Consider the following 16763-nt stretch of genomic DNA (forward strand, 5'->3'; position numbering starts at 1 on the left):
GAGTAGTAACTTGACTTTATGGTACTCACCGAATTACTCACTTTTTTAACGTGATTTGGTGCATATTTTGGTGTTTTGACCAAAAAACAAAAGCCTGCAATCATTTGATTTGCAGGCTTTTATCGTATTTTGATATTGATTTTAGTGGTCCCGACGAGAATCGAACTCATATCTAGAGTTTAGGAAACTCCTATTCTATCCGTTGAACTACGGGACCGGTTTGCTTTACGCGGATTTTGAATGTGCAAATGTGCGAATTTTGAACGAGTTAGTCAACAAACATTTGCAGTTATGCGTATTTGCCTTTTTAACGTACTAATTGCAGTTGCGCACTACCTTATTACCGATCCGTTATGCATCTCCTCTGTAGGCGAAACAAAGCTTAGCTTGCCTTCGCTGTTCTCGGCCATCAGGATCATTCCTTGCGATAGTATGCCTTTTATTTCGCGAGGTTCAAGGTTTACCAGGATGCTTACCTTTTGGCCTATAATGGCTTCGGGCTCGTAATGCTCGGCAATGCCCGATACTACGGTGCGCTGGTCAATCCCGGTATCAATGGTAAGCTTCAGTAGCTTTTTTGTTTTGGCAACTTTTTCGGCCGCTAAAATAGTGCCGGTGCGGATATCCATCGTGGCAAACGATTCAAAGTTGATATTTTCTTTAGCGGCAACAACCTCAACTTGTTTTTGCGGGGCCGATGCTGCTTTTTTATCTATCAGTTTCTGGATCTGGAAATCAATCACCTCATCCTCTACCTTTTCAAATAAAAAGGCTGATGGGTTTAGCTGGTGCCCGTTCTCAAAAGCTATTTCCTGCTCAAAGGCTATTGCGCTAAATGACAGGTTAAGCATGCCTATTATTTTTTTAACCGTAGCCGGTAAAAACGGCTGCATACACGCTGCCAGGTGGCCGATAATCACCAAACAGTTATGCAACGCCGTCTTAGCGTCTTCGGGGTTGGTTTTGATGGTTTTCCAGGGCTCTTTTTCGGTCAGATAACGGTTACCCAAGCGGGCAATATCCATTGCGCTTTGCAATGCCTGCCTAAACCTGTATGCCTCTAAATTTACTTCTATCTCTCCATAAAAACGACTGATCTCTGCAGCCAGCGTTTCATCGGTCAGCACAATTTTACCGGCATCGCTTTCAATCTTACCGTCAAAAAACTTGTGCATCAATATCATTACACGGTTTACGTAATTACCTAAAATGGCAACCAATTCGTTATTAACACGTGCCTGGTAATCTTTCCAGGTAAACTCGCTGTCGCTGGTTTCGGGTAATATAGAGGTAAGTACATAGCGCAATTCGTCCTGCTTACCCGGAAACTCTTCCAGATATTCATGCAGCCAAACAGCGTGGTTGCGCGAGGTAGATAGCTTATCCCCCTCTAAATTTAAAAACTCATTGGCAGGTACATTTTGCGGCAAAATATATTCGCCATGCGCATGCAGTATAGATGGGAAAATGATACAATGGAAAACGATATTGTCCTTACCAATAAAGTGCAGCAGGCAGGAGTCGCCAACATCTGGAGTTTGTTTTTTCCAGTATAGCTTCCAATCCTTGCCATTATCAAGGGCCCATTGTTTAGTGGCAGATATATAACCTATCGGCGCATCCATCCAAACATAAAGTTTTTTGCCTTTGGCTTCTTCCAAAGGTACGTCAATACCCCAGTCAAGGTCGCGGGTCATGGAGCGGGGTTGCAAGCCCGATTTAAGCCATGATTTACACTGGCCAAATACGTTTACCTTCCAGTCGCCTTCTTTGGTATCAATCCACTGTTCAAGCCAGGGCTGATATTTATCAAGCGGCAGGTACCAGTGTTTGGTTTCGCGCAAAATGGGTGTTTTTCCGCTCAGGGTCGATACCGGGTTAATCAGGTCAGTTGGATTCAGCGAGGTACCGCAGCGCTCGCACTGATCGCCGTAGGCATTCTCATTTTTACAGTTTGGGCAGGTACCAATAATATAACGGTCGGCCAAAAACTGCTGGTAATCCTCGTCATAATATTGTTCCGAAAACTTCTCTATAAACTCATCCTTCTCGTAAAGGTTCAGAAAAAACTCCTGCGAAAGATCATGGTGTATGGGCGATGAGGTGCGGTGATAAATATCAAAAGCTATCCCGAACTCTTCAAAGCTGTTTTTTATCTGGGTATGGTACTTGTCAATAATTGCCTGCGGGGTGGTATCCTCCTTTTTGGCTTTGATAGTGATGGCAGCGCCATGCTCGTCAGACCCACAGATATAAACCACATCCTTTTTTTTAAGGCGAAGGTAGCGTACAAAAATATCGGCAGGTAAATATGCACCGGCCAAATGGCCTATATGGAGCGGCCCATTAGCATACGGCAATGCCGATGTTACTGTAAACCGTTTAAATTTATTAAGCTTTGACATTAAATAGTAATAATTGTGCAAAGATACCTATTTAGTCGCGAAAGTCCGAAAGCGGGGAAAGTCCGAAAGTTTTTTTATACTTGGTGATGGATACACATTTATCAGCCATAACTGCCCTGCCCGAGATTCCTTTTCTTAAAAAAGGAGATAAGATAGCAATCACCTGCCCGGCCAAGAAACTGCCTAACCCCATGACGGATGCCATAACCCTGCTGCAATCATGGGGCTTAGTAGTTGTTTTGGGCGATACCGTTACTGCCAGCTATAACCAGTTTGCCGGCGATGACGCCTTTAGGGCGAAAGACCTGCAGCGCTTTATTGATGACGACAGCATTAAGGCTATTATTGCTGCACGCGGTGGATACGGAACTGTGAGGATGATTGACCTGGTTGATTTTAGCCGTTTTGCCCAAAACCCAAAATGGGTAATAGGTTTCAGTGATATTACGCTGCTGCATGCGCACTTGTTTGCAAATTACAATGCACCCAGCATACACGGGCAAATGCCCATGACCATTCCCGATGCTTCGGCCAGGTCATTGGATACCTTAAGGAAAGCTTTATTTGGCGAGGAGATCAGTTATCAGCTTGCACCAAATACAATGAACCGGCAAGGTGAAGGAAGCGGCCTGCTGATAGGCGGCAATCTTTCTATATTGCTCTCGGCATCAGGCTCGGTTTCGGATATGGATTACCGGGATAAAATATTGTTTATTGAGGATATTGGCGAGTACCTGTACGCGGTAGACCGGATGCTGCGCACCCTGAAACGCGCAGGAAAGTTAGCACACCTGGCGGGGATAATAGCCGGGGGCTTTACCGATATAAAAGATAATGACATCCCCTTTGGGCAAACCGTACCCGAAATTATTATGGACATAGTTAAAGAATATAATTACCCGGTATGCTTTGATTTCCCGGCAGGGCATGTGCCTGATAATTGCAGCCTGATATTAGGGAAAACGCTAAATTTGTGTGTAACAGCTACAGGCGCAAGCATAAATTACACTTTTTGATCATATTTTTTTCAAACTCCATCTACCAAAAAAACATACAAGCATGGCAATATTGAGCAATTTGGGCAAATACAAAAACTTTGGCCTGTTAATTATCAGGATTGGGTTGGGTATAATGTTCATTTTTCATGGCTACCCTAAATTGGGCGGCGGCGTAAAAACCTGGGAACAGATTGGCACTTCAACCAAATATATTGGTATTCATTTTTGGCCGGTAGTTTTTGGCCTGCTCAGCGTGGTGGTTGAAACATTTGGCGGTTTCCTGCTTATCATAGGCCTTGCATTTAGGCCCGTTTGCCTTTTAATGATAATAAACCTTATTGTAGCCGCTTTATTTCACTTTGGCAAAGGCGATGGCCTTGAAGGTGCTGCGCATGCTATTGAAGATGCGATAATGTTTGCAGGGCTCTTGTTTTTGGGTGCAGGGAAATATAGTGTAGATAAAAAATAGAAAACCGGTTGCAAAAACCAATTCTGCAACCGGAAAATATGCAAACTATTATGGGCAATACTCGCCGCCTGTGCAGGATACGTTTGAGTTATAGCATGAATATTCGCCGCAATACACAGCAGGATCGCCGGTTGAACAGGTACCAGCCGTCATAAAGGGTGATGTAGCGGTATCCTGGCAGTGCCAGATAGTTTTAAGGCCAACGCCACCTGTTACATCTTTCATTTCTTGTCTTGATAGTTTTTCCATGATGAAATTTTAAGGGTTAGTTGTGAATTAAATTGATTTATGATAATTTGCTAAATTAATCAGGGGCATAGTTCAGCACCGGTGCACACTACATTGGAGTTGTAGCAGGAGTATTCACCGCAATGCGCGTAAGGATCGGTTGTTGAACAGGTACCTACCGTCATATAGGGCAGGTTTGGGGTATCTCTGCAATACCAAATGGTTTTAGTAACTATGCCACCAGTTACATCCTTCATTTCTTTTCTGGATAATTTTTTCATTTGCTTTAAGGTTTGGTTTTAACTTATTATCCTAAAGTTAATTAAAATATTAATCAATAAGAAATAGAAAAAATTTAAAAGCATAAAAAAACCCATCCTTAAATTAGGATGGGTTCATAAATCTGAAGTATTAATCTACGTTATTGACCTAAATTAATATTTAAATCAGCTAAATAATCTTCATCCACATCTCTTGAACCCTGATCTGCAATAAACTTATCAGCATCACCGGCAAATATTTCTTTAATTGTTTTTTTCCTAAGTGAGATAGAAACTGGCTTTGCACCATCTTTAACTACATAATACCTTTCAACATCTACATATTCGTCATAACGATGGCCTGATTCAATAACGCCATCAGTATGAAAATCAGCAGCAACCAGTTTTGTATCCACTTTTTTGTAAATCTTAACCTTAGGGCTGTTAACCAAAATCTCTATATACGGTTTACCGTTAATCTCGGGCGCACTTACAAAAATATGCGGGTGGCCTTTGCCATCAAACAACGTAAAACTTTTAACCTCCCCTTTAGGGATCATACTCGTCGTTTTTTTGTCTTCAGATAACAACAGGTTACCATTAATTTTGTCGTAGTTATAAACGGTGCCAATATCAGCCAATAGTGTGTCACTTTTGTTTATGCCAAAAGCGGGTAACCAGTTAGCAAACATGTAACGGCTACCTCTTGTTTCTTCTTGATTAAAGCCGGTTTTAATAGTTTGAGAAAACGCACCTAAATTTGTAGTAACCAATAATTGTCTGTTCATTAAAAAACTATTTGATCCGCCAGCATTATCGGCATCTGTTTTTGTTGAGGCCGCTTCTGAACCATTGGAAATCATTACCATTTTAATTTTTTGACTTCCGCCAATAGCTACTACTTCATTTTTATAATGAGGGGCTAATGCCACCAGTGACGAAGCCGGATCAACCCTTAAATGAAAGTTACCAACAGAGTCAGAAAATGTAGCATAGTTATGTTTTATATCCTTTATAAATGCAAAGGGTACAGGCTCGCCTGCCTGGTTGCTCACCGTTCCGTTAACCAATACGGTTTGCCCAAAACTAAAAGATGCTATAATGCTAAATAAAAAGCAAAAGTTCAAAATTTTCATATGTTCCTATAATAAGATTAAGATTTTTAAAGATAAGGATCATCGCCCAAAACCACCACCTAAGCTGCCTGTTTTATTTTAACCCTGAGTAACAATTTGGTTATAAAACGCTCTATTTCATGCTTAAAGATCTCTTTTATTTAATTATAATATAAATTCTAAGAAATAAAAAAGCCGCCTAATTTATAATTAGACGGCTTTTTTTATTTGGTATTATGCTTAGTTGTGTACTATAACGTCAGCAATTACCCTATTACCTGTACCACCTATATATTTATAGTTAAGGTTAAAGGTTTTAGTTGCAGGATTGTAAGTACAATCACCATTGTTTTGAATAGTTTGATTTGGTGAAGTAGGAGCAGGAGTTACAGTAACAGTATTATCTGCATTTACTGTTAAATACATGTAGTATCCATTTCCGCCCAAATCAGCCGCTTCAGTTTCGCTGGTTGTTGCGTTTATGGTAGTTAAAGGTTTATCACGAGCAGCCCATGACCTGTTTGATGCCGGATTAGGGAATGAAATAGAACCTGTAGCTGAATAATCTCCATCGTAGATGTTTTTAACACCCAACACAGCAACTATAGTATCAGCACTTGTACCATCATCTAAATGCTTTCCAGAAAAACCACCGTGGTTTGTTATTGCATAAGCAACAGCATATTTCTGAGATGGATCAAAATTGGCTCCATTAACATTCAGCACATAGTTTTTTGCAAAAACACCAGCAGCAAAATTCATTGTTACGCCTGTAGCCGATGTAGTAATGCTATTATCTGAAGCTTGTGTTGCCAATGAACTTGGGATAGCACTATAGGTACCGAATTTTGCTTTAAAAGCGGTAGTAGTAATATCAATAGCTGTTAATGTAACGGTTACGGCTTTTTGAAGATCTGCTTTACTTGCAGCATCACGCCTTACAGAAAACATGGTAACAGGTATGGTATTAGTAAACGGCAGGAAAAACTGGTTGTTTTGCTGCGCTTCGGTAATCCACACATAGGTTTTACCTGATTGTAGTGTTTCCTTGCCTTTGTAAGGATCTTTTCGGCACGCGCTGAAAAGCACCATTACAGAGCAACTAAGAAACAGATATTGTAAAAATGTCTTTTTCATTTTAATGTTTTTTTAATGTTATTAAAACTATCACAGGTTTCACCTTCCAAATTCTTTGAGCCTCGGCCCATGATAGTTTCAAAATATATTTAAGAACTAAACAATAATCCTATTGGTTATTTATGCTGGCCTTTACCAATATCCCACCATACCCAATTGTCTTGAGAATCAACACCTGGATTAGGTCCTTTTTCTCTGGCAACTGCAGCTTGTACGCTTGCCTGGTTGGTAGTATACTCACTTGATGCATAAACAAACCTTCTAACAATCTCGCCCGAAGAGTTACTTGCAGCCGGAGCTGGTGTAAGATTAGGGAAACCTGTTTTGCGGAAAATATCCCAGCCCATGTGTCCGTCAGGGTAGCTTGCTAACCACTGTTGGGTAGCAATCCTTCTTTCATTATCAGGAGAACCTGCTGCAGAAATTGCAACCTTAGGTCCGGTTGCATAACCCGGATTACTAACACCCCATTGAGCGAATGATAATGCGATACCATTTGCATAAGAAGTGGCAAGGGTACCTCCATCAATCCAACCAATGTTAGCAGCTTCAGCTTCAGCTAATGCTACCTGTGCGGCACTTACTATAGTAACCCTGCTTGTAGCAGCAGTTGTTACACGTAAATCAGCACGTAAAACAAGCGCCCATGTAGGGTTAGCAGCAGTAAATGCAGTAACCGCTGTGCGGCCTAAACCGTAAGGAACACCAACATTTGAAGTTACAGTACCACCTGTTGTTTGAGCCGGATCTGAAAAAGAACCTCCGAATGGATTTGTTCTTGGATCGTTATAAGCAGATGTAGTATCAGTAACTGTTTTACTTTCTGCCCAGTCAGTTCTACCATTATAAAGGTTATACCAAGGAGAGCTATAAGTTGAACCCGGATAAACAACTGCAAAATTTTGAGCATTTGTTGTTATAGGGCCAGCGTTCATAGCAGCAGTAAAGGCTGCTTTAGCAAAAGCGTTATCAGATGCTTTTGAAGCCTGGATAGCTATCAGCATACTCAAAGAGTTTGCTGCCCTTTTCCATGAAGCGGCATCACCACCATAGATAAGATCACCTTGAACAGTTCCGCCATCCATTGATGCTACTGCAGAAGATAAGGTTGTTAATAATCCCTTGTAGATATCTTCCTGTTTATCATAAGCCGGAGTAATCACCTTTATACCCTGCAATGCCTGGCTGTAAGGAATATCACCATAACTATCTGTAAGTACCCAGAATATGTAAGACTGAAGTATTTTAGCTACAGCTACAGAGTTTTTATCCTGGTTAAGGTTAATAACATTCTGTAAATCGTAAAGGCTACCATTATATGAACCTGTAAAATCAGTGTTTGGCAGGGTATATAATGATGTACCTGGGTATTGTGTTTCTGAAAAGTACTGAGCATATGCACCTGGGCCAATTGCATAAGCATTGGTTGATGCATAACCGCCCACGCCTGACATTACACTTGCCAATAGTGCAGACACAATTGGTTTAGTAGTTGCCGATGGATCAAGGTTCGTTGTTCCAAAGTCGTTTGGCTTTTTACAGCTCGACGCCCCCCATAACATAAGGCCTGCGAGTGTGTATATATATATTTTTTTCATCTTTTTTATGTATCTAAATTTAGTTTTAAATTACGTAATCGCTCAAAAACCAACTTTAAGGTTAAATCCAAAACCTCTTGTTCCTGGCAATTGTCCTTGCTCACCTTGTACAGAGCTGATCTGTGATGGATCAAAGTCTTTGGTTTTTGCATAAATTAACCAAAGGTCATGCGCCTGAAGCTGGAAGGTAGCATTCTTGATGTATGAACCTAAACCTAATTTTTTAACCGGGATGCGGTAAGAAATACCAGCTTCACGTAATTTTATGAATGTTAAATCGTAAACAAACTCATCTTCAGCGCTGTTGTTAAAGTTATTATGATAATAATCATAAGCACTAACATATTTGCTTACTGGCTTACCTGTTGCATCAACACCAACCTGGTGTATACCACCACCATCAGCTACTGCATCACGAACCGGGTTGCCCTTATCGTTCAATGCTGCTGTACGTGCAGTTAAACCGCTGAATGAACCGAATGCATCAGATAATGAAGCAAATTTACCACCAAATTGATAATCGATGTTAAAGTTAACTGCAAAATCTTTCAGGAAAGTAAAGGAGTTTTGTAAACCACCTGTATGTTTTGGTAATACGCTGCCAAAATAAACCGCAGGGTTGTTTTGGTAGAAACCATTAGCATCAAGTATAGGGATACCAGCACCGTTACGCAGGATACCACCACCAAATAATTGTCCCCATGTCATACCTACTTTTTGAACTAAGTAAGGCACGTTTGAGAAAGTGTTACCACCGCCTGAAACAACGATTTGTGTTACGTTATATTTAGGGCTGATAGATATAATTTTATCCTCTAACAGGTTTGAGTAAGTGAAGTTGATATTCCATGAGAAGTTAGCCGTTTTAACAGGGTAACCGTACATAGTTAAATCAAAACCTTTTTTAGCAACTAAACCAAAGTTAGTTAAGATGGTATTAAAACCGCTGGCACCGTTAACTGTTACTGTTTGAGGAATTTCTTTTTCAGAACCGTCCCAATAAGTACCCGCAACACCGATCCTGTCATTCAGGAATCTTAAGTCAATACCTAACTCCTTTTGAGTAACTGTTGCACCATGTATAACAGGGTCAACAAAAGTATCCGGAGTTTGCATTAACAACTGGCCATTGTATTTTGTAGCATTTACGTTGTAAGCAGCTCCCGGGTATCTGTAAGCACCAAATGTTTCGTTTGAAGTACCTAATGCTTTAGGGATCTGTCCGTAAGTTGCTCTTACTTTACCATAGCTTAACCAAGGTGTTTTGTCCTTAAGCAAATCGCTGAATACAAATGATAAACCAGCTGATTTTGATAACACATCATTTTTAGCCTGTGGCAAAGTTGAAAACCAGTCATTACGTAATGAACCATCAAGGAATATCAGGTTTTTCCAGCCTAAAGCTAAACGGCCTAATACAGCTTTGTAAGCTTCCTTAATTCTGGTGTTTGTTAAAGTAGGTGGATTTACGCTGTTATTAACAGTGTAAAGATCAGGTATAGATAAACCTTGGTTGGTTGAAACTGAATTATCTTTGTAAGTCCAGTTAAATACGTCAGTACCAGCATTAGCATCAACAGTAAAATCTTTGATCTTTTTGTTGTAAGTAGCTAAAAACTCATAGTTTTCGCGGTTTGAGTAAGTGTTTTGAGTATAGTAGCTCGCTTTAACACCTGTTTGTACAGCACTTATTTCTTCTTCTGTAGGAACGATGTTCTCAGTATAAGAAGTAGCCTGTTGTTTACGGTAAGTTGCTTTGAAGCTTAAATCGTTATTTACTTTGTAAGTAAATGCGATGTTACCAAATAAACGGTCGCGGTTGTAATAATCTTTGTTTAAATCCTGGTAAGTATAAAAGTTGTACCAGTAGTTACCACCGTAAAATGCTGAAGGGTTAGCTGAGTTCCATGCATTTGGATCATTGTGATTCCAGCTTGCATATTGGCCCGGGCCATATTGTAAACCTCTAAGTTCTTTCATGATACTCATATCAATATCACGGTGGAACCATTGGTCAAATGAACCTGATGACTGGTTAGCATAACCATCCTGAACTAAACCATCTTGTTTCTGGTTAACATAGTTAATGTTAGCAGATAATGAGAAGTGTTTGCTCAAATCATAGTAATAGTTAAGGTTCAGGGTATTTCTTTTTAAGTCCTGATCAGGAATTACGCCTCTTTGGTAAACATTACCGTAAGACATTTTAAAGCTGTAATCATCACCGGCCTTGTTAAAGGTAACACTGTTATCCAACAGATCGCCTGTTTGGAAGAAACTTCTGGTGTTGTTAGGCTGTGGTGTAAATAAAGCAGTTTTGTAAGAGTACTTTGTGCCAGCATACCAGGCATACCAAGGAATATACTCCTGGCCAACCATTTTAGGACCCCAGCTGCTATCATCTGAATAATCAGGATAGTATTTGCCGCTTAATGCTTTCCAGGCAACAGGATCGCCGTCTTTCCAAACGTACTGCTCAAAGTTAGGATCATTACCACCACCATAAGTGTTTTGATAGTTAGGCAAAATGTAAGCCTTGTCAAATGTAGCGCCTAATCTAAGGTCAATACCTAAACCACCATTCTTTTTAGCTTTGCTTGTAGTGATGATGATAGCACCGTTAGCACCTTGCGAACCCAATAGAGCCGCTGCTGCTGCACCTTGCAATACCGTAACGCTTTCAATGTCGTCAAGGTTGATATCATCAGAGTTTGGAAGGATAGTACCATCAACCACGTAAAGGGCACCTGAACCTGTTCCGAAACCAGATGCACCACGAAGCCTTACTTCGGTGTTACGACCCAATGCCGCTGCCGACTGGCTACGAACCTGGATACCTGCAACCTTACCAGCTAAGGCATTGTTGATGTTTGGCTGACGAACCGTGTTCAATTCGGCAGAGGTAACAACCTGTGCTGAGTTTGAAGCCGAACGGCCAGATTGCTTAATACCATAAGCACTTGTAACAACAACTTCTTTCAACTCTTTTGAGTTTGATTCTAAAGTAGCATTTAAAACATCAGTTGCACCAATGTTTAATACAAGCTTGTTGTAACTAACATAAGTGAATGCTAATGATTTTGCCGATGCCGGCACTTTGATGGTAAATTTACCATAGTCATTGGTTTGAGTACCAACTTGCGTTCCTGGTACAGTAACGCTTACTCCAGGAAGCGGCAAGCCGTCGTCCTTAGAAGTAACCGTACCAGTAATTGTTCGATTTTGTGCAAATGCCTGTGTTATGCATAACATCAGGAAACACAAACTTACTAGTAAAAGTTTTTTCATGTTTGTTAATAATAAGATCAGTTAATAGTTAATTAATCATAAAAGTAGTGTTACATTATTAAATTGTCAAGTTAAATCGTAAAAAACATTGCTTTTTTTTAAAAAAAAGTAATGTTATATAGTAAATGTGATAAAATTAATAATATGCATTACAAGGTAGCTGTTTATACCTATATATATGATATTGTTACAAAAACAGGGCAAATTCGTCATAAAAACGAACTTCTATAAGACAAAAAACTACAATTTCAACAAGCAATTTTTAAGTAACACCAGCGCGAAACCTATTAAAACGATTAAAAAACAGGCGAAATAAAAAATCACTTCCTGCTGATAATGAAAAGATTAAGACAAATGCAATACATCGGGACAGATGGAGAACAGCCCGGACAAGTTTAGCTGGCAACTAAACGTTTAAACCAATAAACAGCGTGTAAACGCCCGGAGATGGCGACACGCTAAAAAAATCCGGAAAGCCTAAAAATCAGGCTCTCCGGATTATATTAACTAAATAGGATTATTTTTCGAAAAATAATTTTGTGGTTACCAAATCGCCGCCAATTGCGGTTGCTGCCTGGTTATAACTAACCACATTTACGTTTTGCTCACTTATTGGGTAAGTAAAACGTACCGGAAATGCACTAAATGCATTTGGCGGAGGAGTTAATGCTGGTGATTTTAACCTCCTGGTTGCAATCCATGCATCCCATCCCCTGTTATAATAAGCAAGGTATTCCTGTTTTGCAATTTGTGAAAAATCAGTACCTGTTTCACTAAACGTATTACCTGGTAAGGCTAAATAAGCAGCTGCGCTGGCTGTTGAGCCTGTCCAATAAGCAATTGAAGAAGTAACAGCACTATTATACAAAGCTGCTGCATCGCCTGTTATAAAGCCTCTTTGTACCGCTTCTGCCTGGTTAAAGGCAGTTTCGGTATAATCAAGTAATACGCCAGGGAAATCAGGGTTTGTTAATGAGCCTATTGACCCCTCTGTAAGCAACGGACCAGCAGGTAATGAAAACTGACTGTAAACAATGCCACCATTACCAGAGCCGTTTGAGGCACCTATATAAGTACCTGCTGCATTTTGCGCAAAGTAATATGGTAAACGGGGATCCTGCGTAGCAGTGTTTGGATTTAATAAATTAATAAACTGGCTTGTTCCAACAAAATCATGCCTGCCGCTCTGTACCAAATCAACCCAAACAGGATTGGTATTTGGCGGTGTAGCTACATAGTTAAATGTTGCATTGTCATCGTTTGATGCAAATACACCACCATTAGCCGGTGCTACCGCTGCTGCAATTTCAGTTTTTGCAGTGGCTGCATCATAATCAGCAATGGTGATACCCATTTTTAATTTAATTGAGTTGGCAAACTTTTTCCACTGGCCAATATCGCCGCCATAAATAATATCGGCGCTGCCAATGCTTCCTGCCGAAGTGTTCAAGGCAGCAATATCAGCATCCAAACGGGTAAACAATTCGTAATAAACTGTTTTTGCATCATCGTATTTAGGGAAAGGTTTGGTTATATCCAATGCTTGCGAATATGGGATATTACCAAATGTGGTTATCAGATAATAATAGCTGTAAACCTGTAATATATCGGCCATTGCTATTTCATTTTTTTGAGTACCGCCATCTTTTACATCGGTAGCCATTAACGTTTTTGCATTCTGCAGGTTTTTCAAAACACCTGTATAAAAGGCATTCCAGATATTATCCGGTTGTTTACGGTAAGTGATCTGGTATTGGGTTTCATTTAAATAGGTAGTTTCTGTCCATTGCTGCTCAATTAAACGGAATATATTTAAATTAACACTTGATGATGTTAAAGTATTGCTTAGTAACCTTTCACTTTCGGTAAACAGTGTATATGACGGCACAACCGACGGGTTCTTGGGATCGTTGTTAAGACTGGTAAGGTCCTTTTTACAGCCCGCCAGTAACGTTAGCGACGCTGCAAAAATTAATGCTGTTTTTTTCATGTCTATATATAGATTAGAAACGTAGTTTTAAATTGAATGAAATAGTACGTACTGTTGGGTAAGCACCTTCTTGTATACCTTGCAGGTTACCTGCTGATAATCCTTCTTCAGGATCGGCATACGGAAGGTTTTTATGGATGATCCATAAGTTACGGCCAATAAGCTGGAAAGTAACTTCCTTAACCGGGCCAAGCTTATTTATAGCGCTTGATGGTAAGGTATAGCCAATTAACGCCTCGCGCAGTTTTACATAACTTGCATCGTATACAAACGCTTTAAGCGGTAATAAACCTGCTCCGTCACCAAAGTCACCATAATTATAAGCGGTTACCCTTGTAGTATTAGGCTGGCCGTTTTCGTAAACACCCGGGCGGATAAAACCACCACCATCAGCAAGTGTATTACGTACCGGTTTACCTAAATCATTAGTGTAGGCAGTTAATGGGTAAATACCATCAGCCAAACCGTAAGCTAAGTCATTCGAGAATACTGATCCACCTTTACGAATATCGATCAAGAAGCTTAAGCTAAAGTTTTTATAAGTAAAGCTGTTATTAATACCACCTGTCCAGTCTGGGTTAGTATTACCTATGTTATTGTTTGATGTAGGAGTAATTTCATACTGGCCATCGGCGCCAACAACTTTTTGTCCGTTTTTGTAGATATAGTCAGTTCCCCTGATTGTACCTAATGACTGGCCAAGCGGTGCGTTAAGTGATTCGCCATTCTGGAAACCAGCTAACTCAAGGTTGCTTGCTTCCTGTCCTGTAGCATCCTTATATAATGCAGTAACCTTATTCCTGTTGTGGGTAAAGTTTACATTAATTTTCCAGCTAAAGCTATTAGTTAATACCGGGGTACCGTTTAATGAAAATTCAAACCCTTTGTTTTGAACGTTACCAGCATTTAAATACTCATTGGTATAACCGGTTGCGCCTGATATATTAACAGGTAATATTTCATCAAAAGTATTGGTAACATAATAACTTGCATCAAAACCTACACGGTTTTTAAGGAAAGACATTTCCACACCGATTTCCTTACTTTTTGTTTGCTCTGGTTTTAAGGCCGAGTTATTTTTAGTAGTTGGTGTTACTGCTTGTGGGTTTGCACCAAATGGCGGCACAATAGTATAAGTATCATTTACGCTATATCTTTGCGCATCGCTACCTACCTGAGCATAACTTGCTCGTAACTTACCGTATGATAACCAAGGCAAATCATTTTTAAGCAATTCAGAGAAGATGAAGCCACCTGATACTGAAGGGTAATAATAAGTATTGTTAACTGAAGGCAGTGTTGAAGATTTATCTCTTCTGATAGTACCGTCAACAGTCAGCATGTTTCTCCAGGTTAATGTTGCACCTGCAAAAATACCGTCAACTTCTGATCTTCCATCATACTCACTAGGTGATAACGGAGAGCTTAGGGTGTTTGATAATGAATATAAACCCGGGATAATTAAACCACCATTTGTACTTGCCAAAATGCTGTTGTCATTATTCTTGCGGATGTTTGTACCTAATAAAGCTTTTAAGTTAAAATCTTTTGATAGATCTTTATTTACGTTAGCCAAAAGGTCAAAGTTGGTTTCAGAATAATTGTGATCATACCTTGAATAATAAGGTACACCAATACTACCCACATCATAACGCTCCTGATCTAACTCAGAGTAAGTATCTAATGATACCTTACCGCTAACATTTAACCAGCTGGTTACTTTATAGTTCAGGTTGATGTTACCCAAATACCTGTTACGTGAATCTGTTTCGTAGTTATGGTCAGTTACCCAGTACGGGTTGTTCCAGTACGCAGGCGAAGTATTGCCATTGCCCGGATCGGCCATGTTCCAGGTAATATTTGATTTTGTTCTTTCGTAAGCCGCTTTTAACTCCTGTACGTCAACGTTGGTTTCCCACCATTGCCTAAAGTTGCTCATTACGTTACGGTTATCAGAGTTGCTGCCATCGTAGCCAGTACCACCACGGCCTGTTCCATTGGTATTATAGTAGTTAATGCTTGCGCCTACAGTTAATTTAGGGGTGATGTTGTAGGTAGCTGCAAAATCAACTAAGTTTTTATCTAACTTATTGTTAGGGATAACACCGTTTTCAATGCTTTTGGTGTAGCCTAATTTAAAAGTACCATTTTCGCCACCATTGGTGATCATTATACTTTGGTTAGTTGATACCGGTTTAACAAAAAATGTTGTCGGATCATTTTTAGCGGCAACCCAGGGCGTAGCCTTACCATAGTTTGGCGAAGTAGGGTCAAAAGCATCCCATTGATAAATTTTCAGGTTCGGATCAAATTTTGTTCCGTTTGAAGCATCATCAGATGTTGGGGCAATTTGCGCATTTGGGTTTCCAAAAACATCAGCAGTATTAAAATACTGTGCATAACCTGCACCATATTGTTTCTGATACTGAGGGAAAGTTGATTTATCAATTGAACCTACGCTTACGGTTGAATTAATAACTATACCTAAACCTTTTTTAGCTTTTTTGGTAGTAATTAAAATTACACCATTGCTACCGCGCGAGCCATACAGGGCTGTTGCACCTGCACCTTTCAAAACGGTTACGCTTTCAATATCATCCGGGTTGATATCCGAAGCAGGGCTACCATAATCATAACCACCACCACCAGCCTGCTGACTGCTGCCGTTTGTGTTTTCGTTACCGATAGGAACGCCATCAATTACAAACAAGGCCTGATTGTTACCGTAGATAGATTTTGAACCACGAAGCACTACGTTTGTTGAACCGCCCAGGGTATTGTTCTGGCGGATCTCCAAACCTGATACTTTACCTGATAATCCATCAATAAAGTTTGCTGAACGTTGTTTGCTAACCTCATCGCCGCTAACCTGCTGTGCTGCATAGCTCTGCTGGTTACGGGTACGGGTTATACCTAACGCACCGGTTACTACAACCTCACCAAGCTGTTTGCTTTCGGGGTTAAGTGAAATATTAATAACGCCACCTTTACCAACAGGAACATCTTGCGATGCGTAGCCAATAAAGCTGAAGTTTAATGACGAGCCCGCAGGCACGCTAATGGTGTATTTACCAGATACATCTGTTAAGGTACCGGTAGTAGTACCTTTAATTTTTACTGTGACTCCGGGTAGGGGTAGTCCATCATCCTTACCAATTACCTTACCGGTAACTGTGGTTTGTGCAAACGCCTGTGAGATGCAAAGCGCCAGGAAACACAAACTTACGAGTAAAAGTTTTTTCATGTGTTTTTCAAAAGATTAGTTAATGGTTAAT

General features: G+C 40.1%; 11 protein-coding genes and 1 tRNA gene. 2 read left to right on the plus strand and 10 right to left on the minus strand.

The genetic code is table 11. The features are described 5' to 3' along the window. Positions 1-145: 145 nt before the first annotated feature. Together ACQY4U_RS02130 and metG are read right to left on the minus strand one after the other, a co-directional pair. Positions 146-217, minus strand: a tRNA-Arg gene (locus tag ACQY4U_RS02130). Positions 218-332: 115 nt separating this feature from the next. After that, a complete protein-coding gene (metG, locus tag ACQY4U_RS02135; RefSeq protein WP_428327721.1) occupies positions 333-2405 on the minus strand; it encodes a methionine--tRNA ligase in 2073 nt (690 codons plus the stop codon). An 86-nt stretch (positions 2406-2491) separates the two neighbouring features. Between metG and ACQY4U_RS02140 the strand changes: the two genes are divergently transcribed. Continuing rightward, positions 2492-3421 carry a S66 peptidase family protein gene (locus ACQY4U_RS02140; RefSeq protein ID WP_428327723.1) on the plus strand — a complete coding sequence of 310 codons (930 nt, stop codon included), beginning with the start codon at positions 2492-2494 and terminating at the stop codon, positions 3419-3421. A gap of 43 nt (positions 3422-3464) precedes the next feature. Further along, complete coding sequence (locus tag ACQY4U_RS02145; protein WP_428327724.1) at positions 3465-3872, plus strand: DoxX family protein; 408 nt, start codon at positions 3465-3467, stop codon at positions 3870-3872. 48 nt (positions 3873-3920) lie between these two features. On the opposite strand, the gene ACQY4U_RS02150 is transcribed toward ACQY4U_RS02145, so the two are convergent. From ACQY4U_RS02150 to ACQY4U_RS02185, 8 genes are all read right to left on the minus strand, one after another. Next, a complete protein-coding gene (locus ACQY4U_RS02150) occupies positions 3921-4121 on the minus strand; it encodes a hypothetical protein (protein ID WP_428327725.1) in 201 nt (66 codons plus the stop codon). A gap of 59 nt (positions 4122-4180) precedes the next feature. After that, positions 4181-4381 carry a bacteriocin-like protein gene (locus ACQY4U_RS02155; protein ID WP_428327726.1) on the minus strand — a complete coding sequence of 67 codons (201 nt, stop codon included), beginning with the start codon at positions 4379-4381 and terminating at the stop codon, positions 4181-4183. A 140-nt stretch (positions 4382-4521) separates the two neighbouring features. Continuing rightward, complete coding sequence (locus ACQY4U_RS02160; RefSeq protein WP_428327728.1) at positions 4522-5496, minus strand: hypothetical protein; 975 nt, start codon at positions 5494-5496, stop codon at positions 4522-4524. 219 nt (positions 5497-5715) lie between these two features. Further along, positions 5716-6612 (minus strand): BT_3044 domain-containing protein, encoded by an 897-nt coding sequence (locus ACQY4U_RS02165; protein WP_428327729.1) that lies wholly within the window; start codon positions 6610-6612, stop codon positions 5716-5718. Between the two features lie 116 nt (positions 6613-6728). Continuing rightward, complete coding sequence (locus ACQY4U_RS02170) at positions 6729-8210, minus strand: SusD/RagB family nutrient-binding outer membrane lipoprotein (protein WP_428327730.1); 1482 nt, start codon at positions 8208-8210, stop codon at positions 6729-6731. 42 nt (positions 8211-8252) lie between these two features. Continuing rightward, positions 8253-11498, minus strand: a complete 3246-nt coding sequence (locus ACQY4U_RS02175; RefSeq protein ID WP_428327731.1) for a SusC/RagA family TonB-linked outer membrane protein — start codon at positions 11496-11498, stop codon at positions 8253-8255. A gap of 517 nt (positions 11499-12015) precedes the next feature. After that, positions 12016-13488 (minus strand): SusD/RagB family nutrient-binding outer membrane lipoprotein, encoded by a 1473-nt coding sequence (locus ACQY4U_RS02180; RefSeq protein ID WP_428327732.1) that lies wholly within the window; start codon positions 13486-13488, stop codon positions 12016-12018. Positions 13489-13501: 13 nt separating this feature from the next. Beyond that, entirely contained in the window at positions 13502-16732 is a 3231-nt protein-coding gene (locus ACQY4U_RS02185; protein ID WP_428327733.1) for a SusC/RagA family TonB-linked outer membrane protein, read from the minus strand. Between the last annotated feature and the right edge of the window lie 31 nt (positions 16733-16763).

This window comes from Mucilaginibacter sp. (assembly GCF_965277465.1).
Lineage (GTDB): Bacteria > Bacteroidota > Bacteroidia > Sphingobacteriales > Sphingobacteriaceae > Mucilaginibacter.